The sequence below is a fragment of the Synechococcus sp. O70.2 genome, from assembly GCF_047462135.1.
In the GTDB taxonomy this organism is placed as follows: Bacteria; Cyanobacteriota; Cyanobacteriia; order Thermostichales; family Thermostichaceae; genus Thermostichus.
On the sequence record NZ_JANSIS010000001.1, the window covers coordinates 413,624 to 440,236 of the forward strand.

Sequence of the window (26,613 nt, forward strand, 5' to 3'; positions counted from 1 at the left end):
GATTGTTAAATCTCTAAACAAAGGCAAACCTTGCCCGAAACAAGAATAGCCTAGAGCCTAGGCAAAGCGTCTTACCTGTCTTGGCTGCAGCAAGCTTAGGTAACTTTTCTCAGACTACCTAAACCCTAAGACCAGTATCGGATCGGTTTTGCCAGATTTTGCTGAAGAGTTATTACGTTTTTTCGGGGTCGGCCTTGATAGATTTTTTAACGTTCTCCCAAGCAGAAGGGCGACCTTCCCCAGGGAAAGCCGCCCTCGTCACTGGGAAGAGCTAGGAGGGGATCCGTCAGCGCAGTTGCAGGGCGGGGGGCTGCTGGCCCTCCTTCAGGTGGATGGTGTCCACAAAGCGCACGGTGCGGGATTGACTAGAAATCACCAGCGTTTCCGTACGCGCTCCACCTCCGAAGAAGCGCACTCCCCGTACCAGATCCCCATCGGTGATGCCGGTGGCCGCAAAGAGCAGCTCTTTGCCGCTGGCTAGCTCCTCACACTCCCATACCTTATCGGGATCCTCAATGCCCTTTTCTTTTAGTTCTCGCCGGGTCTCTTCTACCGGTGGCAGGTAGGTGCCCGCCTGCACCACTTCGGGATCGTAGATGAGCCGCCCTTGGAAGTGAGCGCCCAGACAGCGCAGCGCCGCTGCCGAGATCACTCCCTCGGGAGCCGCTCCAATCCCCATCAGGGCATGGATACCTGTGCCGCTGAACGCCACTGCCAGAGCTGCCGAGAGGTCGCCATCGGTAATTAGCTTCACCCGCGCCCCTGCCTCGCGGATTTGGCGAATGAGATCGGTGTGGCGCTTGCGATCCATGACCACTACCGTTAGGTCCGCCACTTCCCGACCCAGGCTTTCGGCGATGATCTTGAGGTTCTTTTCTGGCGGATAGTCCAGGTGAACCTTGCCCTTGGCCTGGGGCGGGGCCGCTAGTTTTTGCATGTAGATGTCCGGGGCGTTGAGAAGGCCGCCTTTCTCGGAGATGGCCAGCACCGCCATGGATCCGTTCTGGCCTTTGGCTACCAGGTTGGTGCCCTCGCAGGGATCCACAGCAATATCGATCTCCACCAGCTCTTCCACGCGACAGAACTGCTCGGCGTCGGGACGGGTGCAGATCCCCACTTCCTCCCCGATGTAGAGCATGGGGGCCTCGTCGCGGGTTCCCTCCCCAATGACGATTCGACCGCGCATGGGGATCTGGTTGAGTTTCTCCCGCATGGCTTCTACGGCTGCTTGGTCAGCGGCCTTGTTGTCCCCCTTGCCCATCCAGCGGGCGGCAGCAATGGCAGCCTGTTCCACCACTTCGATGATCTCGAGCCCCAACTTGTTGTCCACGGTATGCCCCCCTCGGAACGATGAAGGCCAACTTCAGTAAGGATCTCTTCAAACTCTCTCCCAGTTTACCAGGGCAGGCTTCTTCTCGAGATCTTTATCCCCACCTTGAATAACCTGAGAGAACAAATTGCCAAAAGTCAAGCGCAAAGGGCGATCCCCGTCCCAGCCGCTGGCTATTGTCGGCTGGGGATCAAGGATGATAGCCTGTCCTAAAGGGCAATAAGTTTTTCTTAAGGGAATTAAAAAACAGCAATGAAAAGATACGTTTATGTCAACCGCTCTGGCCGGGTTCAGGTAATCCGGACGATCCCTGGCCACTGGGAGCGCACCCTCTTCCCAGGCCAGTATGCCACTTTCGAGGCAGAACCCGACGACTACCTAGAAGTCTATAGCTGCTGCTGCGCCACTACCATCTTGGAAGAGCGCCGCCCCTGCCGCTGGTTGCTGGATTCTTCCCTTCCTGAAGTAGAAGCCCATCCTTGGCTGCCCCCCCATTTGGATACCTTGGCAGATACTGTAAATGGGTGAGGGACAAGAGGTTGTCGGGTCGGTTTAGCTTGCCTAACCCGCAAGACAAACTCATTATGAGTATGGTATGTTGATTTTAGTTTACATTTGCACCTTACCGGAAGGAGGGTCGACCTCATGTCTCAGCAAGGATGTCTGCGGGTGGGGCAGCTAGCTCCCGATTTTTCGGCCACGGCCGTTTACGACATGGAATTCAAGACGGTGAGGCTCTCTGACTACAGGGGCAAGAAGTATGTGGTGCTGCTCTTTTACCCCCTGGACTTTACCTTTGTCTGCCCGACCGAGATCACGGCTTTCAGCGATCGCTACGACGAGTTTGCCAAGTTGGACACGGAGATCCTCGGCATCTCGGTGGATAGCGAGTACTCTCACCTGGCCTGGATGCAAACCGACCGCAAAGCTGGCGGGGTGGGCGAGCTGAGGTATCCGCTGGTCTCCGACCTGAAGAAAGAGATCAGCGCCGCCTACAATGTCCTGGATCCGGCAACAGGGGTGGCGCTGCGCGGCCTGTTTATCATCGACAAGGAAGGGATCCTTCAGCACGCCACCATCAACAACCTGGCCTTTGGCCGCAGCGTGGATGAGACCCTGCGCACCCTGCAGGCTATCCAGTATGTCCAATCCCACCCCGATGAAGTTTGCCCAGCCAACTGGCAGCCCGGCCAGAGAACCCTAAAGCCCGACCCGGTCAAATCCAAGGAGTTCTTCGCGGCAGTTGCCAAGTAGACCAGGAATGCCAGACCTTGCGGCTCCGGCTCCAAGTGAGCTGGAGCTTTTTTAAAGAGGTGCAGACAGACAAAAGGGATCCCCTGAGCCTGGCAGGGGATCGGACAAGACCAAGACTGCCCAATTAGTCCCAGGGCTTGCCGTCGGTGAACTTGTAGGTAACGGGCTCGCGGTTTTTGCCGATGCTGTGATCTACCTTGCCGACGGGCTGGCGACCCTCGTTAACTTTTTCAGGGAAGACGCCATCTTTGGGATGCACCAGCTCCGGCTGTCCCCCTGCCGGAATGCGGAAGATCTGGTAGTCGTTGATCTTGTATTCAGATCTCAGCTGGGCCCCAAGAGCCAGGCACTGCTCCTTGCGGGCGAAGGTGAGGTAGTTCTTACCCTCCACCATCTCAGCAGCCCCGCCCGTGGGCATCTCAAACACCTGCCCTGGCTTGCCAGTCCAGGTGATGACGTATTTCTCTTCGGTCTCGGCTGCGCTCAACAGCCCTCCGGTAGATCCCCCGAAGAGGGGGAGCTTAGCGCCCTGCCGGGGATCGCCTTCCATCACAGCCATAGCCTCCCTTCTCGTTGTAGTTAGCGTTGTTTGGGCCGCGCTTGGGATAGCGCGCAGCACTTTGAATCTACCACTGACTTGATCTTTGACCTCAGAGCCGGCCAGGAACTGTAATTTTTCGTAGCAGAGCTAGCTTCGCTGAAGATAATTAGCTCTCCTAGGCCAGCTCCAGAAAAGCTCCCATGCGGCGAAACTTTTGGTAACGCTCTTCCCGCAACTCCCGCCCGCTCAGCCTGGAAAGTTCCTTGAGGTGTCTTAGGAGAGCCTCTTTGAGAGTTTGGGCAGCTTCCAAAGGGGCGCGGTGGGCACCCCCCACTGGCTCTGGCAGGATCTCGTCAATGACCTCCAGTTGCAGCAGATCTTGGGCAGTAATGCGCAGGGCTGCTGCCGCCTGGGGTGCTTTTTTGGCATCTTTCCAAAGGATGGCTGCACAGCCCTCTGGTGAGATTACCGAATAGACGGCGTGTTCAAACATCAGAATGCGGTTGCCCACCCCAATGGCCAAGGCCCCCCCGGATCCCCCTTCGCCAATCACCGTACAGATAATGGGGATCTCCAGCTGAAACAGCGTCCGCAAGTTGGTGGCAATGGCCTCCCCCTGGCCCTCAGCCTCTGCCTTAACTCCTGGGTAGGCCCCTGGCGTGTCGATAAAGGTCAAAAGGGGCAGACCAAAGCGGTGGGCATGCTCCATGAGCCGCAGGGCTTTGCGGTAGCCGGCAGGGTTGGGCATGCCGAAGTTGCGGTGGATGTTGTCTTTGGTGTCGCGGCCCTTTTGGTGGCCGAGGATCATCACCGGCTGATCCTCCAGCTTGGCTAGGCCGCCGACAATGGCCGGATCGTCCTGGCCGTGGCGATCCCCGTGCAGCTCAAACCAATCGTCGCAGATGGTCTGCACATAGTCCAAGGTGGTAGGGCGACGGGGATGGCGGGCCACCTGCAGCCGCTCGACAGGTGTGAGCTGCCTGAAAATCTCGCGGCGCAGCTCTTCGGCTTTGGCCTCCAGTTGGCGAATCTGCTCAGAAGCATCAATGTCGTTTTCTTCAGCCAAGGCCCGAATCTCCTGGATGCGCTGCTCGAGAGCGGCAACAGGCTGCTCAAACTCCAGCAGCAAGCGGTCGCTAGACTTGCTCATACCGTGTTGGCTAAACCTCGGGAGTCTGCTCAGAGATGGGGAGGTCAGGCTTTGATCTTCTCACATGCAGATCGGGTAGGCTAGAGGGAGTTACCCTGGGGGATCCTTTTGAATGGGAAAGGCTCCCTTGGGTTGGCGGGTTCTCTTCCCATGAAGGCTGTTGTCAGAGATGGGGGATCAACAGGCTGCCTTGGAGAGCAGTCTTTGCCAGCTCGGATGCCTCTCCTGCTAGCGCCGGCGGGGGACTGGGAGTGTGCCAAGGCAGCGGTGGAAAACGGAGCCGACGCCATCTACTTCGGACTGGAACGGTTCAATGCTCGCCTGCGCGCCCGCAACTTTACGGAGGCGGACCTACCAGAACTAATGGCCTGGCTGCACCAGCGCGGCGTGAGGGGCTACGTCACTTTAAATACCTTGGTCTTTCCTGAAGAGCTGGAGGAGGCGGAACGGTACATCCGCGCGATGACGGCAGCAGGGGTAGACGCGGTCATCGTGCAGGATGTCGGCATTGCGCGCCTGGTTCGACATCTTTCTCCCGACCTGCCCATCCACGCCTCAACGCAGATGACTATTACCAGCGGCGTGGGAGCGGAGTTTGCTGCCGAGCTGGGCTGTGAGGTGGTGGTGCTGGCGCGGGAGTGTTCCCTCAAGGAAATAGCCAAGATCCGCGCCCATCTGGAAGAGAGGGGATCCCCAATTGCTCTGGAGGTGTTTGTCCATGGGGCCCTGTGCGTGGCCTACTCCGGGCAATGCCTAACCAGCGAGGCGCTGGGGAGACGCTCGGCCAACCGCGGGGAGTGCGCCCAGGCCTGTCGCTTGCCCTACGAGCTGGTGGTGGACGGGGTTCGCCGCGATCTGGGAGAGAAGCGGTATCTACTTAGCCCCCAAGATTTAGCTGGCTTGGAAGTGTTGCCAGAGCTAGTCAAGCTAGGGATCCACTGCTTGAAAATTGAGGGCCGACTGAAATCCCCAGAGTATGTAGCCAGCGTAACGCGCATCTATCGGCGGGCCTTGGACGCCTTGGGGGCAGGGCAGGCGTGGCAGCCCTCAGCCCAGGAATGGTATGAGCTGGAGATGAGCTTTTCCCGCGGCCTGTACACCGGCTGGCTGCGAGGCATCAACAACAAGAAGCTGGTGCATGCCCGTTTTGGCAAAAAGCGCGGCGTTTACCTGGGGCAGGTGGTGAGGATCGAGGGGGATCAGGTGGGAGTGCGCCTAGAGGCCCCCCTCAAGGCGGGGGATGGCGTGGTGTTTGACCAGGGGGAGCCAGAGCTGCCGGAGCAGGGGGGACGAGTTTACCGCGTGCACCAGAAGCAGGGGTTGGCCTGGCTGAGCTTTGCCCAGGGGGCAATTGACCTCAAACGCCTGCGGGTAGGGGATCGCCTCTGGAAGACCAGCGACCCAGAGCTGGAAAAGCGCCTGCGCCAGAGCTATGCCGGGGATCAGCCGCGCTTCCGCCGCCCCGTCCACCTGGAAGTCCATGGCCAGGCCGGACTGCCCCTGACCCTCATCCTGCGCGATGAAGAGGGCCACGTGGTGCAGGTGGATTCCCCCATGCCTTTGCAGCCTGCTCGCCAGCAGCCCCTCACCGACGAGAAGCTGCGACAGCAACTGGGCCGCCTAGGAGGTACGCCCTTCCGGCTGGGATCCCTGCACAATGCCCTGGAGGGGGAGGTGATGCTGCCGGTCAGCGTCCTCAACCAAATGCGGCGCCAGGCAGTGGAGCAGTTGCAAGCGCTGCGGGCTCAGCCGCGCCGCTGGCAGCTCAATCCTGACGCCCACTGGCAAGACCTGCTGCCTCCCCTAGAGCCAGCCGAGCCGGGATTGCCCCAGCTGGTGGTGTTGGTGCGGGAGCCGGCCCAGTTGTCGGCGGCAATTGCCTGTGGCATCCGCCAGATCTACCTGGAGTTTGAGGATCCCCGCCGCTACCGGGAAGTTATCCGCGCTACCAAAGCTTCTCACCCCGAGGTGGAGCTGTGGGCGGCCCCGCCCCGCATCACTAAGCCGGGGGAAACTTGGATTCTAAAACAGGTGCTGGCGGCAGGAGCCGATGGCTATCTGGTGCGAAACTACGACCACCTGCGCTTTTTCGCCAACCAGCGCTGCATCGGCGATTTTTCCCTGAACGTGGCCAATCCCCTCACCGCCCACTATTTCAAAAGCCGCTACCGCCTGGAGCGCCTGACGGCCTCCTATGACCTCAACCATGAGCAACTGGGATCCCTGCTGCAGGCTGGCCCTGCCCATTGGTACGAGGTTACTATCCACCAGCACATGCCCATGTTCCACATGGAGCACTGCGTCTTCTGCGCCTTTTTGTCCAGTGGCACGGATTACACCAACTGTGGCCGCCCCTGCGAAAAGCACGAAGTAAGGCTGAGGGACAGGGCCAATGTGGAGCACATTTTGAAAGCCGATGCTGGCTGCCGCAACACCCTCTACAATGGCAAGGCCCAAACTGGGGCAGAATATGTGTCGCAGCTCCTGGCGCTGGGGTTGCGATATCTGCGCATTGAGTTCTTGCGGGAGTCTGCCGAGCAGGTTCAGCAAACCCTACGCTGCTATCAACAGCTCCTCCAGGGCCAGATGAGTGGCTCTCAACTGTGGCGGGAGCTAAAGCTGTACAGCCAGTTGGGGGTAACAAGGGGCTCTCTGGAAAGTTGAGGTCAATCTATGCCCTTTTGGCCGCCGCAGATCCTCCCCTCTGCCCTCTACCCCCTTCTGCAGCAGGGCCTCAAGACCCTTTTTCCTGAGGCTCTCTGGGACTTACCGCCAGATCCTCAGAAGCGACAGGTGGCCCTTACCTTTGACGATGGCCCTCACCCTGAATACACGCCGACCCTGTTGCAAGTTTTACAGGAGTTTCAGGTACCAGCCACCTTCTTTGTGTTGGGGGAACGGGTGCAGCGCTGGCCCCACCTGGCCCGGAAAATCCGCCAACAGAGCCACGGCATTGGCCTGCACGGCTGGCAGCACCGCTCGTTTACCCAGCTTAGCCGAGGCGAACTGCTACAGAGCTTGCGACGCAGCCAGGATACCCTCGTGGCTGCCTGTGGCGGCACCCCAGAAGAGTATCGGGCCGTGCGCCCCCCCAACGGTCTCTTCGCCCCGGACGCTAACCGACTTGCGCTCCTGGGGGTATCTACCGGTGATGTGGAGTGTAGTGCCGGAGGATTGGCTCTGCCCGCCGGTGGCCGTGGTGGTGGAGCGGGTGCTCAACCAAGTGCGGCCCGGCTCCCTGATTGTGCTCCACGACGGCGTCCAGGGGGGATCTCAGGCAGCCGAGGTAGTCCGCCGTTTGATCCCGGCCTTGGGGGAGCAAGGGTTTGACTTTGTCCGCTTGCCCCTTTCTGGCAATCTTCCCAGTTGCAGAGGAAATTGAATACAGTGAAAGGCAGCGATAGGGAGGGCAAGCCGTGGGCGTGCGCAAGATCATCTACGGCATTTTCGGGCAGCGAGCCGGCAGCCTCATCGTGGGCACGTGGAATTGGCTTTGGGGGCTGCCGGTGGAAAAAGGCGGGGCAGAGGCAGTGGCGGTGGCCGAAGAATCGGTGCGAACCATGCAGGAGACTGTGCAGCGTCTCACCGAAGCCGTCGCCACCCAGGTAGCTGCCTACCAGCGGGCCGAGCAAAAGTACGTGCAAAAGGTGCGGGAGTACCAGGCGCTGGAGAACAAGGCTCGCCTGGCTATGCAACGGGGGGATCAAGAAGCCGCTCGCCTAGCTATGGCCGAAGCCCTGCGCATTGAGGCCGCTCTTGGCCCGCTCAAGGAACGAGTGGAAACTGCTGAGCGCTATGTCAAGGCTGCCAAGGAAAAGCTGGCCCGGGAAAAAGAGCGTCTGGCCCTCTACAAGCGCGAGCTGAGCAACCTCAAAGACATCTACGAGGTGAACAAAGCCCTTGAACAGATGACCCGCGTTAACAACGCCTATAGCATTGACTCGGCCAAGTCCCAATTTGAGGCGGCCAAGAACGCCATCCAGGCTCGCCAGCTCAAGGTCCACGCCCTCAGCGAGCTCTCCGAGGATCGCAGCGAGCAACTTGCCGCCCAGCTTGACGAAATGGCTCTTGAGGACGAGATCTCCCGCCGCCTAGCTATGCTCAGTGGCCAGGGAGGCAGCACCGCCAAGCTGCCCTTGCCGGATCTGGACTTCGAGAAGCGCTCTTGATCACGTGTCCTAGCGAGGCTTTGCTTTATTCGTGGGTAAAGTCGGCTTCTGGCACCTGGCTTGTCTCGGAACCAGCAGCCACCGCTTGCAGGGGCACTGCCTGCGGCACTTGTACGATCTGGGGTGTAAAGACAAAGAGGTTGTACACGGTGTTGCGGCGGATGTTGTCCAGCATCTCTAGGAACAGCTCGTAGCCCTCGTTCTTGTATTCGATGAGGGGATCCCGCTGGCCATAGCCGCGCAGGCCCACCGCTTCCCGCAGCGCCTCCATCTGCTGCAGGTGCTCCCGCCAGAGAGTATCCACCTGCTGCAATAGGAAAAAGCGCTCAGCCTTCCGCATCAGGCCAGGCTCAAAGGTATCCAAGAAAGCCTCTTTGGCCTCGTAGGCCATCTCCGCCTGTTTGATCAGGTAGTCGAGGATTTCCTGATAGGAGAGATCCCGTAAGTCCTCAACCTTGAGGTTGTCTTTGAGCAGGGGAATGAACTCCTGCATCTTGGCCGTCAGCTTGTCGATTTCCCACTCCTCCGGCGGCAGCTCCGGGTTGACGTGGGCTTGCACGATCTCCTCAACGGTCTTGCGCACGTAGTCCAGGATCTTGGTCTTGAGGTTCTCCCCTTCCAGAATGCGCCGACGCTCCGAGTAGATAGCCCGCCGCTGGTTGTTGAGAACCTCGTCGTATTCAAACACCTGCTTACGCAGGTCAAAGTAGTACACCTCCACCTTGCGCTGGGCATTTTCCAGGCTCTTCGACAGGAGCGGGTGCTCGATGGGCATGTCTTCGTCTACCCGGAACATGTCCATCAGCTTGGCCACCCGTTCGCCACCGAAGATCTTGAGTAGGTTGTCTTCCAGGCTGAGGAAAAACCGCGAGGAGCCAGGGTCTCCTTGCCGTCCAGCGCGGCCGCGCAGCTGGTTGTCGATGCGGCGGGACTCGTGGCGCTCCGTGCCAATGACATGCAAGCCCCCCAGCCGCACCACCTCCTCGTGCTCGGCCTCCGTGACCTTTTCGTACTCGGCCTTGATGCTGTTGTAGACCTCTCGCAGTTGCAAGATCAGGGGATCCTGCACCGGCGCCTTCTCCGAGGCCACTGCGATGAGATCTTCCACTACCAGCTCCGGCAGGCGGTTTAACCCATACTTGGCCACTGCAGCGGCCACCACCTCCTCCAAAGCCTGGCTGGTGCGAGCTGAGAGCTCACAGGGGTAAAAGTTGGGGGAGACCACCGTCCAGGACTTTTTCGGCTTGGGCGAGGCTGGGCCAAACCCTTGACCGCCGCCGCGGCTTGTCGTGGAGGCCGATCCCAGGGGGTTGTCGGGATCCAGCTGTACCAGCTTGGGCATCAGCCGTTCCCGCAGTTTGAGGCGGGCCATGTATTCCGCGTTGCCACCCAAGATGATGTCCGTGCCCCGCCCAGCCATGTTGGTAGCAATGGTTACAGCACCTTTGCGACCCGCCTGAGCAATGATTTCCGCCTCCCGCTCTACGTTCTCCGGCTTGGCGTTGAGGAGGTTGTGGGGGATCCCTCTTTCCTTGAGCATGGCCGAGAGGCGTTCGGATTTTTCCACGCTGGTGGTTCCCACCAAAACGGGCCGCCCCTTGGCGTGCATGTAGGCAATCTCCTCGACCACCGCCTTCCACTTGGCGTTTTCAGTCTTGTACACCAGGTCAGGGGCATCTATGCGGCGAATGGGGCGGTTGGTGGGGATAACAGTCACTTCGAGGTTGTAGATTTTAACAAACTCTGCTTCCTCAGTGCGAGCTGTGCCCGTCATGCCGGCAAGCTTGGGATAGAGGCGGAAGAGGTTTTGGTAAGTAACGGTGGCTAGGGTTTGGCTCTCGCTTTGAATGGGCACCCCCTCTTTGGCTTCAATGGCCTGGTGCAGGCCATCCGACCAGCGGCGACCAGGGAGCACCCGCCCGGTGAACTCGTCCACGATCACCACCTCTTGGTTGCGGACGATGTAGTGGACATCCCGGATGAAGAGCTCCTTGGCCTTTACAGCGTTAAAGACAAAGTGCGCCCAGGGATCCTTAGGATCGAACAGATCCGAGACCCCCAGCAACCGCTCGGCAGCCTCAAAACCTTCGTCGGTGAGGATGATGTTGCGGGCTTTTTCATCCACCTCGTAGTGCTCGTCGCGGATCAGCTCCCGGGCCACCTGGGCTGCTTTGAGGTACTTCTCGGAGGGACGGGACACCTGGCCAGAGATGATCAAGGGGGTGCGGGCCTCGTCGATGAGGATGGAGTCCACCTCGTCAATAATGCAGTAATTAAAGGGCCGCTGCATCACTTCTCTGATATCGGTGGCCAGGTTGTCCCGCAGGTAGTCAAAGCCCAGTTCGCTGTTGGTGCAGTAAGTAATGTCGCAGTGGTAGCTGCGCCGCTTCTCGTCGGTGGACATGCCCTCTTGCACCAAGCCAACCGTCAGGCCCAGGAAGCGGTGCACCTGGCCCATCCACTCCGAGTCTCGCCGGGCCAAATAGCCGTTGACAGTAACGATGTGAACCCCCTTCCCCGTCAGGCCGTTTAAGTAGGCCGGTAGGGTGGCCACCAGGGTCTTCCCCTCCCCCGTTTTCATCTCGGCAATCTGGCCCTCGTGCAGCACCATGCCACCAATGAGCTGCACGTCGTAGTGGCGCATGTTGAGAACCCGCTTGGCCGCCTCTCGCACCACTGCAAAAGCCTCGGGCAGGAGTTCGTCGAGGGACTCTCCTCTGTCTAGGCGTTGGCGAAACTCGGTGGTCTTGGCCCTGAGCTCCGCATCGGAAAGGGAGGCAATCTCGATCTCCAGCGAGTTGATCAGCTTGACAACAGGCAGGTACTTGCGGATCTTGCGCTCGTTGGGATCCCCGAGAAGCTTCTGTAGGGCTTGGAGCATGGGAAGCCTAGGCCAATAGAACAGGTATAGCGCAATTTTATCATTCCCCTCCCCTGGGCTTGGGCGGCCGGAAAGGGCCTGACCTGGTAGCCCAGCCAAGACGGCAGCGGCAGTTTGCTGCAGCAGAGGCAAAAGCGCTTGCGGACAAGGGCAAGAAGATGTCAGGCTAGGGAAGCAAAGCGATCCCAGGGCTTATGAATTTCTTGGGCGTCGGACTGCCGGAAATGCTGGTTATCTTTGCAGTGGCTCTCCTAGTGTTTGGGCCACGCAAGCTACCAGAGATTGGTCGTGCCCTAGCCAAAACCTTGCGCAGCTTGCAGGATGCTGCCAGGGAGTTTGAGGCTCAGCTAAATCAGGAAGCCCAGGAGCTAGAAAGAGCCGCCCGCGCCTCTAGTCCCCAGACAGCCCCTGCAGCTCCGCTCAAAACCGACCCAGTTGCCACAGCCGATATGCCCACAAAGCCGGTTGTGGAGGCAGAGCCCAGGGCCGCCGCATCCCTGTCCGAGGGATCTTCAAGCGTGGATGCTGCCTAGCCCATGCCCCGCTTCGACCCGCTCTGTCTCGGCATAAGGACAATCCTAACTATGCCCTGGCGAATGCAAAAGCCTGGCTGCAGCAGCACGGCCAAAACCCCTCGAGTTATTCTCAGGAGCTGTCCCTCGCCGACTCCTCAGCGGTGATGTAATTCCCATCAACTTCAGGCGTTGGGACAGCCAGCCGGGGGGTTCTGGGTTGCTGCAAGAGCTCAAGACTGAAACCCCCTGGCCAGGGGCGCTTGCCCTCAGACCAATCCAAGTCCTAGGGTAAAGGGGCGAGCTCTTTGCACTTCTATGCCCACGGCTACCCTATTGGTGTCCTGTCCCGATCAAAAAGGCCTGGTAGCCAAGCTCTCCAACTTCATCTACAGCTACGACGGCAACATTCTTCACGCTGACCACCACACGGATCTCGAGGCAGGGTTGTTCCTAAGCCGCATCGAGTGGGATTTAGAGGGCTTTCGCCTGGAACGGTGGGAGATCGTCCCTGCCTTCTCCGGCATTGCCCGCGGGATCCAGGCCAACTGGGAGCTGCATTTTTCCGATACGCGCCGGCACATTGCGGTGTGGGTTAGCAAGCAACCCCACTGTCTGTTGGATCTCATCTGGCGGCAGAGGGCTGGGGAGCTGCCGGCGGAGATCCCTCTGATCATCAGCAACCACCCCGACTTGGAGCCGCTGGCCCGCTCTTTTGGCATCGACTACTACCACATCCCCGTTTCTCCAGAAAACAGAGCCGAGGCAGAGGCCCGACAACTGGCCTTGCTGCAGGAATATCGCATTGACTTGGTTGACTTGGTGGTGCTGGCCAAATACATGCAGGTCTTGAGCGGGTGGCTGCTCCGCCAGGCGCCCCCGGTGATCAACATTCACCACTCTACGCTGCCTGCTTTTGCCGGTGCTAACCCCTACCAGCGTGCCCACCAGCGGGGCGTCAAGATCATCGGCGCCACTGCCCACTACGCCACCGAGGAGCTGGATGAAGGGCCAATCATCGAGCAGGACGTAGTGCGGGTGAGTCACCGCGACACGGTAGCTGACCTCATCCGCAAAGGCCGCGACGTGGAGCGCCTGGTCCTAGCCCGGGCCGTGCGCTATCACCTAGAAAATCGCGTCCTGGTGTACTGCAACAAAACGGTGGTGTTTGCCTAGGGAAACTGTCCCTTCCTCTTTGGGTGCAAAGGCCGAGCTCTGGAAAAGAAGCTGCTTTGCCAAACTGGAAAAAAGTCAGGCTAGAGGTGGGATTATGGCCTTTGATTGGTTTCGCCGTCGCTACACCGACTCCAAGGGTGAAGCAGAGTCCTCTCCCCAAAAGGCCGAGTCGGCAACCCCCCCAGCGGCAGAGCCGGCTGCCATGTCGCCGGAAGACTATTTGGCCTTTGCTAAAGCCGCCTATGCCAACCTAAAAGCGCGGGCTGCCGCCAAAGCTACTCAAGCAGAGGTTGTCTCCCCAGCCGCCCCAGAACCCCCCGCAAGCGAGGGATCCCAGCCCTCTGCTCCAGCAGCTACAGCACCTGAAGCCGCCTCTCCCTCATCGTCTCCCGAGCAGCCGGCTGCTGTCCCCTCCTTTTTTGATCTGGCTCCTCGCGCTGCCGAGCGCCTGCAGGCCCTAAAGGCAAGCGCCGTGGAGGAAGCAGAGCCGATCCCTGCCAGCGTTGTTGCTCCTGCTGCCCCACCCCCAGAGTCGGCAGAGTCGGCGGCGGAAGAGCTGGTTTTCGACGAGGGCTTCCGCTGGTCAGCCGAGATCCTGGCGGCCCAAGGACGCAAGCCCGAAGAGATCTCCGTAGAAGAAATTTCCTGGCTGCAGAAGCTGCGGCGAAGTCTGGGCAAAACCCGCCTCAACCTGATCAACCAATTAAAGGCTCTAATGGGCCGGGGGCCTCTTGATCGGGAGGCGGTCGAAACCATTGAGACGATGCTGCTGCAGGCGGATGTGGGCGTTGAGGCCACCGAGCAGATCCTCCAGGCCCTGCAAAAACGCATGCGGGAGGAGGTGGTGCCTCCAGAGGAGGCGGTGAAGTACCTCAAGCAGCAGATGCGGCAGATGCTGACGGTAGGGGATCCCACCTTTGCGCCCCAGCGGGGCACGCTCAACATCTGGCTGATCGTGGGCGTGAATGGAGTGGGCAAGACCACCACCATCGGCAAAATTGCCCATGTGGCCCGCCAGTCCGGCTACCAGTGTCTAATTGCTGCTGCCGACACCTTCCGCGCTGCCGCCGTAGAGCAGCTCAAGATCTGGGCAGAGCGGGCGGGGGTGGAGGTCATCGCCAACCCTTCCCCTAACGCTGACCCGGCCGCCGTGGTGTTTGATGCCATCACCGCCGCCAAGGCCAGAGGCACCGAGTTGCTCTTGGTAGATACAGCAGGCCGCCTGCAGAACAAGAAGAACCTGATGGAGGAGCTGGCCAAGATCCGCCGCATCATCGACAAGAAAGCTCCCGAAGCCAAGGTGGAAAGCCTCTTGGTTTTGGATGCTACCCAAGGGCAAAACGGCCTGCGCCAGGCCCAGGTGTTTGCCGAAGTGGCCAAGCTAACCGGCGTCATCCTCACCAAGCTGGACAGCACCGCCAAAGGAGGGATCGCCCTAGCTATTACCCAGCAGATGAACCTGCCTATCCGCTTTATTGGAGCTGGCGAGGGGTTGGAGGATCTAAGGCCTTTTTCCAGCTACGAGTTTGTGGAGGCTCTTCTTAGCGAATATTGAGCTCCTATTGGGTAAGGTGGTGGGGGGAGAGGAGATGGGTTTAGCCGCAAACGCTGCCAAGCCTCGCTCTCAAGTTTGGCTTTGGAGTGCGGTGGGGGTGGTGGCAGGCCTAGCCTGGGCAGGGGGGGCGCACCGCTGGATCCAAGCCGGCTTGGCGTTGGCTCTTGCCCAACCCGTTCAGCAGCCAGGAGCGCTGCAGGAGTTTGTGGTCACCTTGGCCGAGGTGCTGTCGGGGATGCTAGGGCTTTACCCTCTCGGTGGTGGCCATTGTGGTGCAGTTGAGTGCTGATCGCTTCACCCCCAAAGTTACCGAGTTGTTTCTGCGGGAGAAGACCAATTTCTACCTCTTCTCGTTTTTGATTTTGGCGAATGTGGTCAGTTTGTGGAGCTCGGTGGCCCTGGGTTTCTACGAGGATCCCCAGCTCCTGATTGGGCTAAACCTACTGCTGGGTACGGCCTCGTTTTTGGTGCTCATCCCCTATTTCAGCTTTGTGTTTCACTTCCTGCAGCCGACTTCGATTATTCGCCGCATTGAGCAGCAGGTGCAGCAGGCGATCTTGGGATCCCTTGCCTCCAAATCCTCACGATCCAGATTAGAACAGCGGCAGCCCTCTGCACTACAACCTTGCGCTGCCGCCCATCAGCGCTGCCTCTCGGCCTTGGATGAAATCAAAAGTATTGCCATCAGCGCCCTGCGCCAACGGGAGGAGGTCATCCTCCTGGAAGCCTTGGATAGCCTAAAGGCCCTGTGGATGTTCTATGCCCAGCACAAGGCACACCTACCCCGCTCCTGGTTTCTCTGGACGCCAGCGCTGCGGCGAGATCCGGACTTTGCCTCAGTGGATGAGGGGCTGTTGCGCCAAGTCGAAGCGGAGGGATCCTGGCTGGAGCTGAAGATCCTGCGGCAGTATCAGGCCCTGTTTACTGAGGGCCTCAATGGCCTGCGGCAAGCAAGTACTCTGGTGGCCATTCACACGCGGGAGCTGGGGATCCGCGCCCTGCAAAGCCGGGAGCTCCGGCTGGTCGGCTGGGTGATTAAGTTCTTCAACACCTACTTGCGGGCGGTGATCAACGCGCGGGATATCCGCAGCGGCTACAACCTGCTCAAGCAGTACCGTTTGCTGGCCGAGGCCGCTTTGCGCCATCAGCAGTCGGCGTTGGTCTTGGAGATGGTCGGCCATTTTCGCTACTACAGCCTAGTGGCCTACAAGGCCGGCTTACTTTTCCTTTCTGAAGCCTTTGGCTTTGACCTAGGGGTGCTGGCCCAACTCAGCTGCGCGCTGCAGTCAGAGACAACGGAGGCCATCCTACAAGTCCTGCTCCACCTGGACCAAGACCCGGAAAGCGAGCAGCAGGAAATGACCCTGCGCGGGATCCGGAAAACCCAGGCGCGGCTAGCAGCCTATTTCCTCAGCCGTGGGCGGGAGGATTTGGCCAGGCTGATCTATGAGGATATGCAACAGGAGCCTTTGGCCCGACTGCAGATCATCCGCCAGGAACTTCACTCCACTGCTTCTGAGTTTTGGGAGTTTACAGATCGGGCGGAGAACTTCTACTACCTGGAGCCTGCCCTTCGACCCTATGCCGAGCAGTTTTTCAGCTGGTTTCAGGGACTAACCTCTCTGCCAGCCAGCCTGGAGGGCGTTCCTGGATCCCTGGAGCTTCCGTAAAAAGAAAAGGCCAGATCTCCTTCTGCAGAGTCTAGTCTGGTTAGAGCCGCCACTTGGTGCCGTTCCAGAGGGCTTGTTCATGCGTCCCTTCGGCAACCCCAACCGTTTGGGCAGTGCTCCTCGCCGGGGATCCCTGCCCCCAGCCAGCTCTTTTGTCCAGTTTCGCCGCGACCCGCATCTGTTTTCCTTTTGGGCTTTGAGCCTATTGATCGTGGGCCTGGCAGTGCCGCTGTTTGTGCTCTCGGGAGCGGATCCCAGTTTGGCTGGTTGTGACGAGAGCTTTTACGCCCAGATGGCTCGCGAGCTGCTGCGGGGAGGCAACTGGCTGGGGCCAACTTTTCTGGGAGAGCCTTTTTTTGAGAAGCCTCCCCTACTTACCTGGAGCGTGGCCCTCAGCTTTGCCCTTTATGGCGTAAACGAGTGGGCGGCGCGGCTGCCCGGGATCCTGGCGGCTTTGCTTTCCATCCCCCTCATCGGCTGGATTGGGCGGGCCTTTTTGCCAAGCCGGGCGGCCCTCTTGGGAATGGCAGTTTTGCCCCTGTGCTACCTCTGGGTGCAGCAGGGGCGGCTGGTGGGCCAGGATGTGCCTCTAACCTGCCTGGAGCTCCTGGGGATCCTAGGCCTAGTGAACGGCATCCGCGGCCACCGGCGCTGGTTCTGGTTGGCGGGAGTGGCCTTTGGACTGGGCCTTTTGATGAAGAGCGCCATGATCCTGCTGCCGGCGGTGGCTTTGATCCCCTACCTGTGGCAGCAGCGGCGGCACTGGCTGGGATCTGCCCAATTTTGGCTGGCAATTGGCCTGGGCTTGGGGATCTTTGGCCTGTGGCTAGTGCCGGCTGTAGGGGTGCACGGCCCAAAGGTGTTAGCTGCTTTGGTGGGGAAGGTGTGGGATCTGGGGCAAGAACCCTTCCATGCCGATGCCACCGGCTGGTATTACTTTTGGCACATCCCGATCCATGGCTTCCCCTGGACGGTTTTGGCCTTGGTGGGAGGCTGGCTGCTGCTGCGGCAAAAGCCGGGATCCACCCTGCTGGTTTGGTCTTTCCCCCTGCTGTTGTTTTTGCTCTTGCAGCTCTATCCCACCAAAACGCCCTACTACACGGTACAGCTCTATCCCTGGCTAGCTCTCCTAGCGGGGGTGGTTCTGGATCAAGCTCTGCCCTTTCCGCTCCGCTCCGCCTTGCCGGCAACAGTAGGACGAGGCTCTCGCCGCGACAGACCCCATGTGGCCCAGGTGCTCTCTTGGGGGCTGGCGGCGGTGGGAACCCTGCTTTTGGGTTTGGGGCTGGCCCTCAAGCGGGACGTCGAGGGACTGGGTCTGCTCCAACCCCACGCTTGGCCATTGATGGCGATCGGCCTGTTGTATCTGCTCTTGCCAGCGATCTGGAGCTGGCGGCGGGTGCTGCACTATGCCGGCGAACTCTGGGTGGGCACGCTTCTAGCTGCCAGCCTCCTCGCCGTGGTCAGCATTGTCCTGCGGCCTGACTTCGGCAATTTCAATCCCGCCTTTGCCCAGATGGACTGGAAACAGATGCTGGGCTCTGCAGACTCTGATTTTCCCACAGTGGACATTGGCCGCAGCGGCCTAGCGGACGTCTGTCAGGCCCAGGCCCTTGCCTTCTACACCCCCAACCCAGGACGGTGGGTGGATAACCAGGCCCTGCAAGCAGGGAAACATGGGGATTACCTGTGGGTCTCTCCTGTCCAAGCTCAGCAGATATCGATCCAGAATCTGGGGCTGCAGCCTTTGGCCGAGGTGGAGGGCTGGCAACTGGTGCGCCGCTTGAAAGCGGGGTAGTGGAGGTGAACTCTGCTGCTAGCTGCAGGTCGTGGAAGCAGGCAGGTCACTTTGCCATGGGCAAGGTCGGATTCGAACCGACACGGTTTCCCGCCGCATTTTGAGTGCGGTGCGTCTACCAGTTCCGCCACTCGCCCAGCTAGATCCATTATCGTACTGAAGGAACAGAGGCCCGTCAACTTTGCTGCCCCAACCCGGCTGACAACTGGGAGCCAACGGGATCCATGCCCCTAGAGACCTGTTGAGGTTGCTCTTACTTTCTTCGTGGGGAGAGGGCTCCTAGCCTTCTGATACTCGTCGCTCTTTTGGGGCATTCTAGGTCTAGAACTAGCGGTTTGCAAGGGATCCCCTATGATTCGACTTTTGGTGGCTGCTGCCGTGGTGCTGGTGGGCTTTCTGCTGGTCAACCGCCTCTACCGCAACCCCTTGAGCTCGGAGCCAAGGCCGGAACAGGCCAGTCCCGAGGCCGCCCAGCAAGGGATCCCGCAGGGAGGGCCGCTGCAGATCTACCAGTCGCGGGATCAACTGCAACAAACCCTCAACCAAGGAGCCACCGCTACCCAGCAGCAAGTGGAAGCCATTGAGCAGTCCTTGGGCAATTGAACTGGGGCTTGCGAAGAGAAAGCAGCCAGGACAGGAGGGTGGAAGGCTTGGGCAGATCTCCCAAACGCGCTAAAGTCGAGAATGCGGCAATTGCTATAGACAGTCCATGCGGATCCCTCCTGTTACTCCAGAGAAAGCCGATAAGCAACTGCAGAAGGTTTACGAAAGCCTGGAAAAAACCTACGGCACTGCCCTGAACCCCTTGCAGGTAATGGCCCACAAGCCTCAACTGATGCGGGCGGTGATGAACCTCTATGGGGCGCTACACACGCAAAATCCCAACCTGCCTGAGGAGCTAAAAGAACTGATCAGCATCCGCATTGCCCAGATCAACGGCTGCCGCCACTACTGCCTGCCCTACCACACCCTGCAGGCGCAAAAACTGGGGGTCCCCCCAGCCAAAATTGCAGCGGTGGCGCAGGCCCGCACCAGCTCCCTCTACACTGAAGCCGAGAAGCTAGCCATCGAGTACGCCGAGCGCATGACCGTGCCCAGCATGGTGGTGACCGACAGCTTCTTTGCCCGCCTCAAAGCTATTTGGTCAGACGAAGATCTGGTGGAGCTCTCGGCCTGGATTGGCTTCATGAACTTCTGGACCAAGGTCATCGCCGCTTTGGATGTGCCTCTGGATCCCGTTTTTGCCGAGCAACTCCAGGCCTCCTAGCTGGCCGCTAGAAGTCTCCCCTAAGCCCAATCGTCTCGGGTGGTAAAGCTGCGGTTGTACACCTGGCCGAGGGCGTGGATTTGGCGAGTGCGGGTGAATAGCTCTTCTTCGCTGAGGCCCCACTGCTCCAGGATCTGATCCAAATCTCTCTGTAGATCCCAGGCGCCGGGGAAACCATGGTAACGGATGCGCAGACGGGCCACTTCCGCCAGCGCCCAATCGGAGGGAGGGCCCTCCTGGGCCATCAGCTCGTTGAGGAGAGCTCGATCGATGTGGTATTGCGGGTGTTGCTGCTCGCGTCGAGAGGAGCCATTGGCAGAAGAACCGGTCATCGCCCTCCCTCCTTTTTTAGCCAAGCCCAATGGCGAGGATTGGGATCCTTGATGTCTAAAGCCATCGAGGAAAAGTGGGAAAGCCGCTATACTGCAATTGTTGCAGAGTATGAACCTCATTGCGGAGGTGGTGGCCATGCCCATGCCTATGATCGAGACTCGTACCGATCGGATGCTGCTCAACTTTGGGCCGCACCACCCTTCCATGCACGGGGTCTTGCGCCTGCTGGTCACCCTCGATGGTGAAAACATCGTCGACTGCGAGCCCGTGATTGGCTATCTGCACCGCGGCATGGAAAAAATTGCCGAAAACCGCACCGTGGTGCAATACTTGCCCTACGTCTCCCGCTGGGACTATGGGGCTGGCATGTTCAACGAGGCCATTACTGTCAACGCCGTCGAGAAGCTGGCCGGGATCAGCGTGCCCAAGCGGGCTAGCTACCTGCGGGTGATCATGCTGGAGCTAACCCGCATCACCAATCACCTACTTTGGTTTGGCCCTTTCTTGGCGGACTTGGGCGCCCAAACCCCCTTCCTCTACGCCATGCGGGAGCGGGAGTGGATTCTAGACCTGTTTGAAGCCGTCACCGGCATGCGCCTCATCAACAACAACTACTTCCGCGTCGGGGGCGTGGCGGTGGACTTGCCCTACGGCTGGACGGAAAAGTGTTTGGACTTTTGCGAGTACTTCCTGCCCAAAGTGGATGAGTACGAACGGTTGGTTACCGACAACCCCATCTTCCGGCGGCGGCTGGAAGGGGTGGGGGTCATTTCCAAGGAGGATGCCATCAACTGGGGCCTCTCTGGACCCATGCTGCGGGCCTGCGGCGTCAACTGGGATCTGCGCAAAGTAGACCACTACGAGTGCTACGACGACTTCGACTGGGAGGTGGCCGTTTACCCCGAAGGGGACTGCCTGGCCCGCTATCGGGTGCGCATGAAGGAGATGCGCGAGTCCTGCAAAATTGTCCAGCAGGCAGTGAAGGCCCTGCCCGGCGGCCCCTTTGAAAATCTGGAAGCCAAACGCATGCTGGAGGGGCCAAAGTCGGAGTGGAATCAACTGGACTACCAGTTCATCAGCAAGAAGCCCTCGGCCAACTTCAAGATCCCCAAAGGGGAGGCCTACGTGCGGGTGGAGAGCGCCAAAGGGGAGCTGGGGATTTACATTGTTGGCGACGACAATGTCTGTCCTTGGCGCTGGAAGATTCGTCCGCCTGGCTTTGTCAACCTCCAGGTGTTGCCTCAGCTGGTTCGCGGCATGAAGGTGGCCGATATGATTGCCATTCTGGGCAGCATCGACATCATCATGGGGGAGGTGGATCGCTAAGATACTCTAGGAAAGCGAGGACAAAGGCGATGGCCTGGGCGATCTTGGTTCTGCCGCTTTTAATTGTTGTAACCATTGCCGCAATTATTGGCCCCAAGCAATGGGCCAAGTACCAAGAAGAAAGGCGTCGCCGTGCCGAAGAGTTATCCGATGCCCGCCTCCAGGCCATCATTCAACAGGAGCTACGCCGCCGCCACCGCCCTCCCCAGTCGGATCCCAACGGCAAGACCTAACTAGCAGCATAGGATCGAGAGTTTTTTGCAATCCACTGTCTTTAGGGAGCTACTTGACTCCATGACCACTGCTGGCATCGACTTGCAGCACAGCTTTGAGACGGCCCTGCAAAACTTGGGCCTAAGCCCAGGCGCTGCCCACGCTCTATGGGTACCTCTGCCCATGGTGCTCATGGTTATCGCCGCCACCTTGGGAGTGATGGTCATGACCTGGCTGGAGCGCAAGATCTCGGCGGCGGCCCAACAGCGGATTGGCCCCAACATGGCTGGGCCCCACGGGGTACTGATCCCGATTGCCGATGGCATCAAGCTCTTAACGAAGGAAGATGTACTGCCTAGCCTAGCTGACCCAGTTTTGTTCACGCTGGGTCCCATCCTGGTTTTTCTGCCCGTCTTTCTGTGCTATCTGGTGGTTCCCTTCGGCCAAAACCTACTGATCTCCAACATCGCCATCGGCGTCCTTTTTCTGATCGCCACCTCCAGCGTGCAGCCCATTGGCTTGTTGATGTCCGGCTACGGCTCCAACAACAAGTATTCCCTGCTGGGGGGTCTGCGAGCGGCGGCCCAATCGATTAGCTACGAGCTGCCCTTGGCCCTGTCGGTGCTGGCGGTGGTGCTGATGAGCAACGGCCTAGACACTGTGGGGATCGTGGAGCAGCAAAGTGGCCTGGGGATCCTTAGTTGGAACGTCTGGCGGCAGCCGATTGGCTTTGTCATTTTCTTGATCTCGGCGCTGGCAGAGACGGAGCGGATTCCCTTTGACCTACCGGAGGCCGAGGAAGAGCTGGTGGCTGGCTACCACACCGAGTACTCCGGCATCAAGTTTGCCCTGTTTTATCTAGGCTCCTACGCCAACCTGCTGCTGGCCTCCCTAATTGCGGCAGTGCTGTACCTGGGGGGCTGGTCCTTCGTGGTGCCGGTGGAAGCTATTGCGGCGTGGATGGGGATCCCGCTAGACAATCCCTTTTTGCAGATTGCAGCCGCAGCCTTGGGCATTGTTATGACGATGGTCAAGGCCTTTATCTTTGTGTTTTTGGCTATCCTCTTGCGCTGGACCGTGCCGCGGGTGCGCATTGACCAGCTCTTGGACTTGGGGTGGAAATTTCTGCTGCCCGTCTCGTTTGTCAATTTGCTGTTGACGGCAGCTTTGAAGCTGGCCTTCCCAACCTTTTTCGGGGGTTAATGAAAGTAGAAGCAGCAAGGGAGAGGAAATAGGTCATGACTTTTCTAAAGCGCGTTGGCGAATACGTAAGCGATGCCTTCAAGGCTGCTAAGTACATTGGCCAGGGGATGGGGGTCGTCTTCGACCACATGAACCGCCGGCCCGTGACTGTTCAGTACCCCTTTGAGAAGCTGATCCCCTCTGAGCGCTTTCGGGGACGTATCCATTTTGAGTTTGATAAATGCATCGCCTGTGAAATCTGTGTTCGGGTTTGCCCCATCGACCTGCCCGTGGTGGACTGGGTCTACAACACCGAGCTGAAGAAAAAAGAGCTCTACAGCTACAGCATCGATTTTGGAGTATGCATTTTCTGCGCCAACTGCGTAGAGTTTTGCCCCACCAATTGCCTCTCGGTTACCGAAGATTATGAGCTAGCCACCTACGACCGCCACGAGCTGAACTACCATCAGGTGGCGCTAGGTCGCCTGCCTTCCAAAGTAACAGAGGATCCAATGGTGACACCTCTGCGGGAGTTTGCCTACCTGCCCAAGGGGGTGATCGATCCCCACGACTTGCCTGCTGGATCCCAGCGAGCTGGCAAACGACCGGAGGAGATTCTGGCGGAAATGAGAGCGGCCAAAGCTGCTAAGGAAGCCGAAGCGAAAGCAGCCAAGGCTGCTGCGGAATAGCGTGACATACTCCCGCACTCATGCTGACGCAAAGCGCTCCGCGCCGCTGTCCGCCACCCCTAGCCCCTTTCCCAGGGGATGTGACTGTTTGAACTTGTGGGACTGCTTTCCAGCATCGCCCGCTGCCGCAAGGTGATGGCCAGAAAAAGCGTCGAGGCCGCGAAGTTGGAGCTGTCCTTAGTGGGAAGGAGATGCCTGGGGCGCAGAAATAAGGTCTTCTGAACCCTGTGATCTGCAATCAAAGATCTGAGTATGAGTATAGGTGTGGTGTCCTAGTCTGAACCAAAATGGCCATACGTGGGCAGGGCAGATGGCTGCCAGCCTTGGCTAACTTCAGGGGAAGGAAAACGTAAACTCACCCGCCAAGCCAGGGGATGTGGCCGAGCCGCTAAAAGTCTGCACGACGTTTCCGCTCCTGCGAACCGTTACGGTAAAGGGAATGGGATCAGTTGATTCGGAGCAGCGAGCGTACAATATCACCTTGATGAGGTATGTCCCCTCGGGCGGGGTGGAAGTCAAAAAGACATTCTCCACAGGATTTTCGGTTACGTCAAGACAGAAGGCATTGGCGTCCCTATCTCTAGCAAAATTATACCCATTGGGCCCACTAACACGCAGGTCAAGGTCATCGATGGTGTTCCAACTCAAAATTGAAGGGCTGGAGGAGTGGGGGTGGGAGTTGGCGTCGGTGTAGGAGTGGGAGTGGGAGAGGGTGTCGGTGTAGGAGTGGGAGAGAGTGTCGGTTCAGGAGTTGGCGTGGGCGCAGGTTCCACAGTGACCCTCTGAGCAAGGTTTCCTTGGAAAGTATTGCCAGCCAGGTAGGCTGCAACTACCGCATCTGGGGTGCCGGGGGCCGCCTGAATTGCCACTCCCACGCCCTCGCCCCGAGCTAGGAACGTATTCCCAGAAATGGTGCGGGCCTGGGTTCCCTGCAAAATACGAATGCCGACACTGCCGGCTATCCTGCCCACGCCGATCTGGTTGGATTGAATGGATGGAATTGAGCCTGCCCCATCCAGCTGAATCCCGGTAGTGCCACTCGTACCTGCTTGCCGCGCCTGCAGTACCAAGCCGGCTCCAGCTGTGGGTGGATCCCCTTCGATTTGGTTGTTGCGGAAGGTCCCGCCGGAGTTGTCACCATAGCGAACGGCCAAAGCCCCCAAAGCCTGCAGGAGAATTGTGTTGTTTTCAAGGGTGGGATCGCTGCCCGGCACAGTGCCTATGCCCACCCCACCCGTTTTACTGACCATCAGCGAGACACGGCTGACCCGGCCATTCCCAGAGATCTGCACACAGGGATCCAAAAATTGCTGGCACAAAATCTCGGCTCCCTCTAGAACCGCAGCATTGCCGTTGACCAAGATGGTGGAGCGAGGGTCGTTGAGGGTGACCTTGCGCGGCTGAAAAGTGCCGTTGTTCACCTGCACCCGTCCACCCCCCAGCACCACATCTACTCCCTGCAGGCTGGTTTGGCTGGCTACAATCACGTCAAAGGGCCCGGTCAGGATCTCATAGGCGGTGGAGCTGGTGATGCGAATGCGACCGCCGTTGGTGCCATCGCCGCCATCCAGGGCCAGGTTGCTTTGTTGCAAAGTTTCCCTGCCCGTCCCCAAAATCTCGATCAGCACCTCCAGGCCGGCTGTGGCAGTCTGAAGTCGCTGCGCCTCTGCAACTGCGTCTGCCAGTCTGGTAAAGGGGCCCCTGGCCGGATCCACTTGCAGGACGACAGATCCACTACCTGGCGACGGCAGAGGGGGAGAGTTGCCTGTGCCTCCTCCACAGCCAAAAGCGATCCCTGCCAACAGAGTCAGCAAAGCAGAGCCTCCTAAAGGGGATCTTGGCAGAGGGTCTGCAATCAGTAGGGAAATTTGAAGTTCTAGCGTTGTCGGCCAACCACGACCACTTGCAAGCAGCCCAGAGCAGATGCTGAGCCGGTATATCCTAGGAACGGATCCAGATAAGTTACAGGTCAGCCATGTTCTCTTTCATTCGCCCGGTCGCGCGCAACAGCTGGCTGCCCGCTTAAGAGATCCTGGGGCTGCCCCGCTGCAACTCATCGATGTGCGAGAACCGGTAGAGCCAGAGCTAGCCAACCTCAGTGCCCTTGGCTTTAGTACCGAGAGTAGCGCGAGCGGATTCTGGCGGAGCTTGACCGAGATTGCTCAGCTCTCGTCCTCTGCACCCACAACATTAGCGTCGGCATCCACGCCTAGGCTCTTGAGGTAGATCCCAGCCTGCCCCTTATTGAGTTCTACAGCGTCAGGGATTCCACCTTTTGCTCCAACAACTGGGCTAGATCTTGCAAGAAGGCCGCAGCGTGGGCGCCGTAAATGACGCGGTGGTCGCAGGTGAGGTTAACCTGCATTTGGGAGCGAATGGCAATGGCTTTTTCCGGCGTAGCCACCACGGTGGGGCGAGCAGCGCCAACGGCCAAGATAGCCCCTTGGTTGGGGGGCAGGATGGCGTCGAAGCGATCCACCCCAAACATGCCCAGGTTGGAGAGGGTGAAGGTGCCACTGTTGTACTCTTCTGGCTGCAGTTGCTTGCGCCGCGCTCGCTCCACCAGCTCCTTCCAACGCCGTGAGAGTTCGTACAGGTCAACTCGGTTGGCTTGCTTGAGCACAGGGGTAATTAGGCCCCCATCCTCCATGGCCACCGCCACGGCAATGTTGATGTCCGCTTTGTAGTGGATCCCGTTTTCTGTGTAGCTGGCATTGAGGAGGGGGTGCTTTTCTAGAGTGAGGGCCACAGCTTTAACCAAAAGGGCCGTCAGCGTTACCCCCTTGGGCTTCACCTGTTGGTAAAGCTGATCCAAGCTGTCGGTTGTGATGGTGTAGCCGACGTGGAACACTGGCACACCCAGGCTGGCGTTCATGTTGTGCACCACCGCCGCCTGCAGGGTGCTCAAGGGAACCACTTCTCCCAAGGGCGCAGAGACAGGGGGAGGAGCAGCCGAGGAAAAAGCTGCCGCCGGGGCAGAGGCAGCCTGAGCTGCGGCCCGCTCCACATCTTCCGCTACGATGCGGCCCCCTGGGCCAGAGCCGCGCACAGTGCTCAGGTCAACCCCCAAGCTCTCTGCCAGTTTCTTTGCCCGTGGGGAAGCCAGGATCCGCTGGGATCCGGCCCCGTCGGAGCCAGTTGGGGGTGCGGAGGTGGAGATCGCTGCAGGGGCAGAGGCTGGCCGTTGCACTGGGGGGACAGAGGCTGCACTAGGCGTAGCTAGTGGCGCAGCACCCTTAGAGAGGGCCTTAGCTCTCTCTTGAGCCTCGGCCACCTCTGCTTCGGTTTCGGCAATGAGGGCAATGGGCGTGCCCACCGGCGCCGATTCCCCTGCCGGTACCAGGATGCTGGCCAGAATGCCGCTGTGGAAGGACTCCACATCCATGTCCGCCTTGTCCGACTCCACCACCAGGATGTTTTCCCCTTTCTCCACCCGGTCGCCGGGGTTTTTCAGCCAGGCAACGATCTTGCCCGTTTCCATGGTGGAGCTGAGGGCCGGCATGGAGAGTTCGTGGATCATGGCGGGGATGGCAACACAGCAGAGAAGATTGTAACCCAGCCAACGCG

At 59.3% G+C, this 26,613-nt stretch carries 24 protein-coding genes and 1 tRNA gene; 17 read left to right on the forward strand and 8 right to left on the reverse strand.

Features of this window, described 5'->3' with window-relative positions:
• Nucleotides 1-286: 286 nt before the first annotated feature.
• On the reverse strand, nucleotides 287-1,330 hold the full coding sequence (gene glpX / locus NW812_RS01940; protein WP_414393558.1) for a class II fructose-bisphosphatase: 1,044 nt from the start codon (nucleotides 1,328-1,330) through the stop codon (nucleotides 287-289).
• 252 nt (nucleotides 1,331-1,582) lie between these two features.
• Between glpX and NW812_RS01945 the strand changes: the two genes are divergently transcribed.
• Together NW812_RS01945 and NW812_RS01950 are read left to right on the forward strand one after the other, a co-directional pair.
• Nucleotides 1,583-1,858, forward strand: a complete 276-nt coding sequence (locus NW812_RS01945; protein WP_414393560.1) for a DUF1830 domain-containing protein — start codon at nucleotides 1,583-1,585, stop codon at nucleotides 1,856-1,858.
• Nucleotides 1,859-1,975: 117 nt separating this feature from the next.
• Nucleotides 1,976-2,584, forward strand: coding sequence for a peroxiredoxin (locus NW812_RS01950; protein WP_414393562.1), 609 nt, complete (start codon nucleotides 1,976-1,978; stop codon nucleotides 2,582-2,584).
• A 124-nt stretch (nucleotides 2,585-2,708) separates the two neighbouring features.
• On the opposite strand, the gene NW812_RS01955 is transcribed toward NW812_RS01950, so the two are convergent.
• On the reverse strand, nucleotides 2,709-3,143 hold the full coding sequence (locus NW812_RS01955) for a photosystem I reaction center subunit II PsaD (protein WP_414393564.1): 435 nt from the start codon (nucleotides 3,141-3,143) through the stop codon (nucleotides 2,709-2,711).
• Nucleotides 3,144-3,300: 157 nt separating this feature from the next.
• Nucleotides 3,301-4,275: an acetyl-CoA carboxylase carboxyltransferase subunit alpha gene (locus NW812_RS01960; protein ID WP_414393565.1), complete on the reverse strand. Its 975-nt coding sequence runs from the start codon at nucleotides 4,273-4,275 to the stop codon at nucleotides 3,301-3,303.
• Between the two features lie 216 nt (nucleotides 4,276-4,491).
• Here NW812_RS01960 and NW812_RS01965 point away from each other — a divergent pair, with 216 nt between their 5' ends.
• The 3 genes from NW812_RS01965 (at nucleotide 4,492) to NW812_RS01975 (ending at nucleotide 8,444) form a co-directional block, all read left to right on the forward strand.
• Nucleotides 4,492-6,939: a DUF3656 domain-containing U32 family peptidase gene (locus tag NW812_RS01965; RefSeq protein WP_414393566.1), complete on the forward strand. Its 2,448-nt coding sequence runs from the start codon at nucleotides 4,492-4,494 to the stop codon at nucleotides 6,937-6,939.
• Nucleotides 6,940-6,948: 9 nt separating this feature from the next.
• Nucleotides 6,949-7,605: a polysaccharide deacetylase family protein gene (locus NW812_RS01970; RefSeq protein ID WP_414393568.1), complete on the forward strand. Its 657-nt coding sequence runs from the start codon at nucleotides 6,949-6,951 to the stop codon at nucleotides 7,603-7,605.
• Between the two features lie 86 nt (nucleotides 7,606-7,691).
• Entirely contained in the window at nucleotides 7,692-8,444 is a 753-nt protein-coding gene (locus NW812_RS01975; protein WP_414393570.1) for a PspA/IM30 family protein, read from the forward strand.
• A gap of 25 nt (nucleotides 8,445-8,469) precedes the next feature.
• On the opposite strand, the gene secA is transcribed toward NW812_RS01975, so the two are convergent.
• Nucleotides 8,470-11,325: a preprotein translocase subunit SecA gene (gene secA / locus NW812_RS01980; RefSeq protein ID WP_414393572.1), complete on the reverse strand. Its 2,856-nt coding sequence runs from the start codon at nucleotides 11,323-11,325 to the stop codon at nucleotides 8,470-8,472.
• 194 nt (nucleotides 11,326-11,519) lie between these two features.
• Here secA and NW812_RS01985 point away from each other — a divergent pair, with 194 nt between their 5' ends.
• The 6 genes from NW812_RS01985 (at nucleotide 11,520) to NW812_RS02010 (ending at nucleotide 18,036) form a co-directional block, all read left to right on the forward strand.
• Nucleotides 11,520-11,858 (forward strand): TatA/E family twin arginine-targeting protein translocase, encoded by a 339-nt coding sequence (locus NW812_RS01985; protein WP_011429652.1) that lies wholly within the window; start codon nucleotides 11,520-11,522, stop codon nucleotides 11,856-11,858.
• A 297-nt stretch (nucleotides 11,859-12,155) separates the two neighbouring features.
• Nucleotides 12,156-13,013 carry a formyltetrahydrofolate deformylase gene (gene purU / locus NW812_RS01990; RefSeq protein WP_414393574.1) on the forward strand — a complete coding sequence of 286 codons (858 nt, stop codon included), beginning with the start codon at nucleotides 12,156-12,158 and terminating at the stop codon, nucleotides 13,011-13,013.
• Between the two features lie 94 nt (nucleotides 13,014-13,107).
• Nucleotides 13,108-14,568 carry a signal recognition particle-docking protein FtsY gene (ftsY, locus tag NW812_RS01995; RefSeq protein ID WP_414393576.1) on the forward strand — a complete coding sequence of 487 codons (1,461 nt, stop codon included), beginning with the start codon at nucleotides 13,108-13,110 and terminating at the stop codon, nucleotides 14,566-14,568.
• Nucleotides 14,569-14,602: 34 nt separating this feature from the next.
• The gene (locus NW812_RS02000; protein ID WP_414393577.1) at nucleotides 14,603-14,857 is read left to right on the forward strand and encodes a hypothetical protein; all 255 of its coding nucleotides are present in this window, start codon (nucleotides 14,603-14,605) and stop codon (nucleotides 14,855-14,857) included.
• Complete coding sequence (locus NW812_RS02005) at nucleotides 14,829-16,238, forward strand: DUF2254 family protein (RefSeq protein WP_414393579.1); 1,410 nt, start codon at nucleotides 14,829-14,831, stop codon at nucleotides 16,236-16,238. Before NW812_RS02000 ends, NW812_RS02005 begins: the two co-directional genes overlap by 29 nt.
• A 79-nt stretch (nucleotides 16,239-16,317) precedes the next feature.
• Nucleotides 16,318-18,036, forward strand: a complete 1,719-nt coding sequence (locus tag NW812_RS02010) for an ArnT family glycosyltransferase (protein ID WP_414393797.1) — start codon at nucleotides 16,318-16,320, stop codon at nucleotides 18,034-18,036.
• Between the two features lie 57 nt (nucleotides 18,037-18,093).
• Here the strand turns inward: NW812_RS02010 and NW812_RS02015 are convergent.
• A tRNA-Leu gene (locus NW812_RS02015) sits at nucleotides 18,094-18,173 on the reverse strand.
• Nucleotides 18,174-18,387: 214 nt separating this feature from the next.
• Here NW812_RS02015 and NW812_RS02020 point away from each other — a divergent pair.
• Both NW812_RS02020 and NW812_RS02025 read left to right on the forward strand, forming a co-directional pair.
• Nucleotides 18,388-18,639, forward strand: coding sequence for a hypothetical protein (locus tag NW812_RS02020; protein ID WP_414393580.1), 252 nt, complete (start codon nucleotides 18,388-18,390; stop codon nucleotides 18,637-18,639).
• A gap of 106 nt (nucleotides 18,640-18,745) precedes the next feature.
• A complete protein-coding gene (locus tag NW812_RS02025; protein WP_414393582.1) occupies nucleotides 18,746-19,303 on the forward strand; it encodes a carboxymuconolactone decarboxylase family protein in 558 nt (185 codons plus the stop codon).
• Nucleotides 19,304-19,323: 20 nt separating this feature from the next.
• On the opposite strand, the gene NW812_RS02030 is transcribed toward NW812_RS02025, so the two are convergent.
• Nucleotides 19,324-19,635: a DUF3288 family protein gene (locus NW812_RS02030; protein ID WP_414393583.1), complete on the reverse strand. Its 312-nt coding sequence runs from the start codon at nucleotides 19,633-19,635 to the stop codon at nucleotides 19,324-19,326.
• A 142-nt stretch (nucleotides 19,636-19,777) separates the two neighbouring features.
• Here NW812_RS02030 and NW812_RS02035 point away from each other — a divergent pair, with 142 nt between their 5' ends.
• From NW812_RS02035 to ndhI, 4 genes are all read left to right on the forward strand, one after another.
• Nucleotides 19,778-20,962: an NAD(P)H-quinone oxidoreductase subunit H gene (locus NW812_RS02035; RefSeq protein ID WP_414393799.1), complete on the forward strand. Its 1,185-nt coding sequence runs from the start codon at nucleotides 19,778-19,780 to the stop codon at nucleotides 20,960-20,962.
• A 29-nt stretch (nucleotides 20,963-20,991) separates the two neighbouring features.
• On the forward strand, nucleotides 20,992-21,195 hold the full coding sequence (locus NW812_RS02040; RefSeq protein ID WP_414393585.1) for a hypothetical protein: 204 nt from the start codon (nucleotides 20,992-20,994) through the stop codon (nucleotides 21,193-21,195).
• Between the two features lie 61 nt (nucleotides 21,196-21,256).
• Nucleotides 21,257-22,378 (forward strand): NADH-quinone oxidoreductase subunit NuoH, encoded by a 1,122-nt coding sequence (gene nuoH / locus NW812_RS02045; protein ID WP_414393587.1) that lies wholly within the window; start codon nucleotides 21,257-21,259, stop codon nucleotides 22,376-22,378.
• Nucleotides 22,379-22,413: 35 nt separating this feature from the next.
• Nucleotides 22,414-23,046 (forward strand): NAD(P)H-quinone oxidoreductase subunit I, encoded by a 633-nt coding sequence (gene ndhI / locus NW812_RS02050; protein WP_414393588.1) that lies wholly within the window; start codon nucleotides 22,414-22,416, stop codon nucleotides 23,044-23,046.
• 644 nt (nucleotides 23,047-23,690) lie between these two features.
• Here the strand turns inward: ndhI and NW812_RS02055 are convergent.
• Nucleotides 23,691-24,860 (reverse strand): right-handed parallel beta-helix repeat-containing protein, encoded by a 1,170-nt coding sequence (locus NW812_RS02055; RefSeq protein WP_414393590.1) that lies wholly within the window; start codon nucleotides 24,858-24,860, stop codon nucleotides 23,691-23,693.
• Nucleotides 24,861-25,297: 437 nt separating this feature from the next.
• Nucleotides 25,298-26,566, reverse strand: a complete 1,269-nt coding sequence (locus NW812_RS02060) for a dihydrolipoamide acetyltransferase family protein (RefSeq protein WP_414393592.1) — start codon at nucleotides 26,564-26,566, stop codon at nucleotides 25,298-25,300.
• Nucleotides 26,567-26,613 lie beyond the last annotated feature (47 nt).

Coding starts and splice junctions, on each gene's coding strand:
- NW812_RS01945 (WP_414393560.1), top strand. CDS start 1,583: ATGAAAAGATACGTTTATGTCAACCGCTCTGGCCGGGTTCAGGTAATC.
- NW812_RS01950 (WP_414393562.1), top strand. CDS start 1,976: ATGTCTCAGCAAGGATGTCTGCGGGTGGGGCAGCTAGCTCCCGATTTT.
- NW812_RS01955 (WP_414393564.1), bottom strand. CDS start 3,143: ATGGCTGTGATGGAAGGCGATCCCCGGCAGGGCGCTAAGCTCCCCCTC.
- NW812_RS01960 (WP_414393565.1), bottom strand. CDS start 4,275: ATGAGCAAGTCTAGCGACCGCTTGCTGCTGGAGTTTGAGCAGCCTGTT.
- NW812_RS01965 (WP_414393566.1), top strand. CDS start 4,492: ATGCCTCTCCTGCTAGCGCCGGCGGGGGACTGGGAGTGTGCCAAGGCA.
- NW812_RS01970 (WP_414393568.1), top strand. CDS start 6,949: ATGCCCTTTTGGCCGCCGCAGATCCTCCCCTCTGCCCTCTACCCCCTT.
- secA (WP_414393572.1), bottom strand. CDS start 11,325: ATGCTCCAAGCCCTACAGAAGCTTCTCGGGGATCCCAACGAGCGCAAG.
- NW812_RS01985 (WP_011429652.1), top strand. CDS start 11,520: ATGAATTTCTTGGGCGTCGGACTGCCGGAAATGCTGGTTATCTTTGCA.
- purU (WP_414393574.1), top strand. CDS start 12,156: ATGCCCACGGCTACCCTATTGGTGTCCTGTCCCGATCAAAAAGGCCTG.
- ftsY (WP_414393576.1), top strand. CDS start 13,108: ATGGCCTTTGATTGGTTTCGCCGTCGCTACACCGACTCCAAGGGTGAA.
- NW812_RS02000 (WP_414393577.1), top strand. CDS start 14,603: ATGGGTTTAGCCGCAAACGCTGCCAAGCCTCGCTCTCAAGTTTGGCTT.
- NW812_RS02010 (WP_414393797.1), top strand. CDS start 16,318: ATGCGTCCCTTCGGCAACCCCAACCGTTTGGGCAGTGCTCCTCGCCGG.
- NW812_RS02020 (WP_414393580.1), top strand. CDS start 18,388: ATGATTCGACTTTTGGTGGCTGCTGCCGTGGTGCTGGTGGGCTTTCTG.
- NW812_RS02025 (WP_414393582.1), top strand. CDS start 18,746: ATGCGGATCCCTCCTGTTACTCCAGAGAAAGCCGATAAGCAACTGCAG.
- NW812_RS02030 (WP_414393583.1), bottom strand. CDS start 19,635: ATGACCGGTTCTTCTGCCAATGGCTCCTCTCGACGCGAGCAGCAACAC.
- NW812_RS02035 (WP_414393799.1), top strand. CDS start 19,778: ATGCCTATGATCGAGACTCGTACCGATCGGATGCTGCTCAACTTTGGG.
- NW812_RS02040 (WP_414393585.1), top strand. CDS start 20,992: ATGGCCTGGGCGATCTTGGTTCTGCCGCTTTTAATTGTTGTAACCATT.
- nuoH (WP_414393587.1), top strand. CDS start 21,257: ATGACCACTGCTGGCATCGACTTGCAGCACAGCTTTGAGACGGCCCTG.
- ndhI (WP_414393588.1), top strand. CDS start 22,414: ATGACTTTTCTAAAGCGCGTTGGCGAATACGTAAGCGATGCCTTCAAG.
- NW812_RS02060 (WP_414393592.1), bottom strand. CDS start 26,566: ATGATCCACGAACTCTCCATGCCGGCCCTCAGCTCCACCATGGAAACG.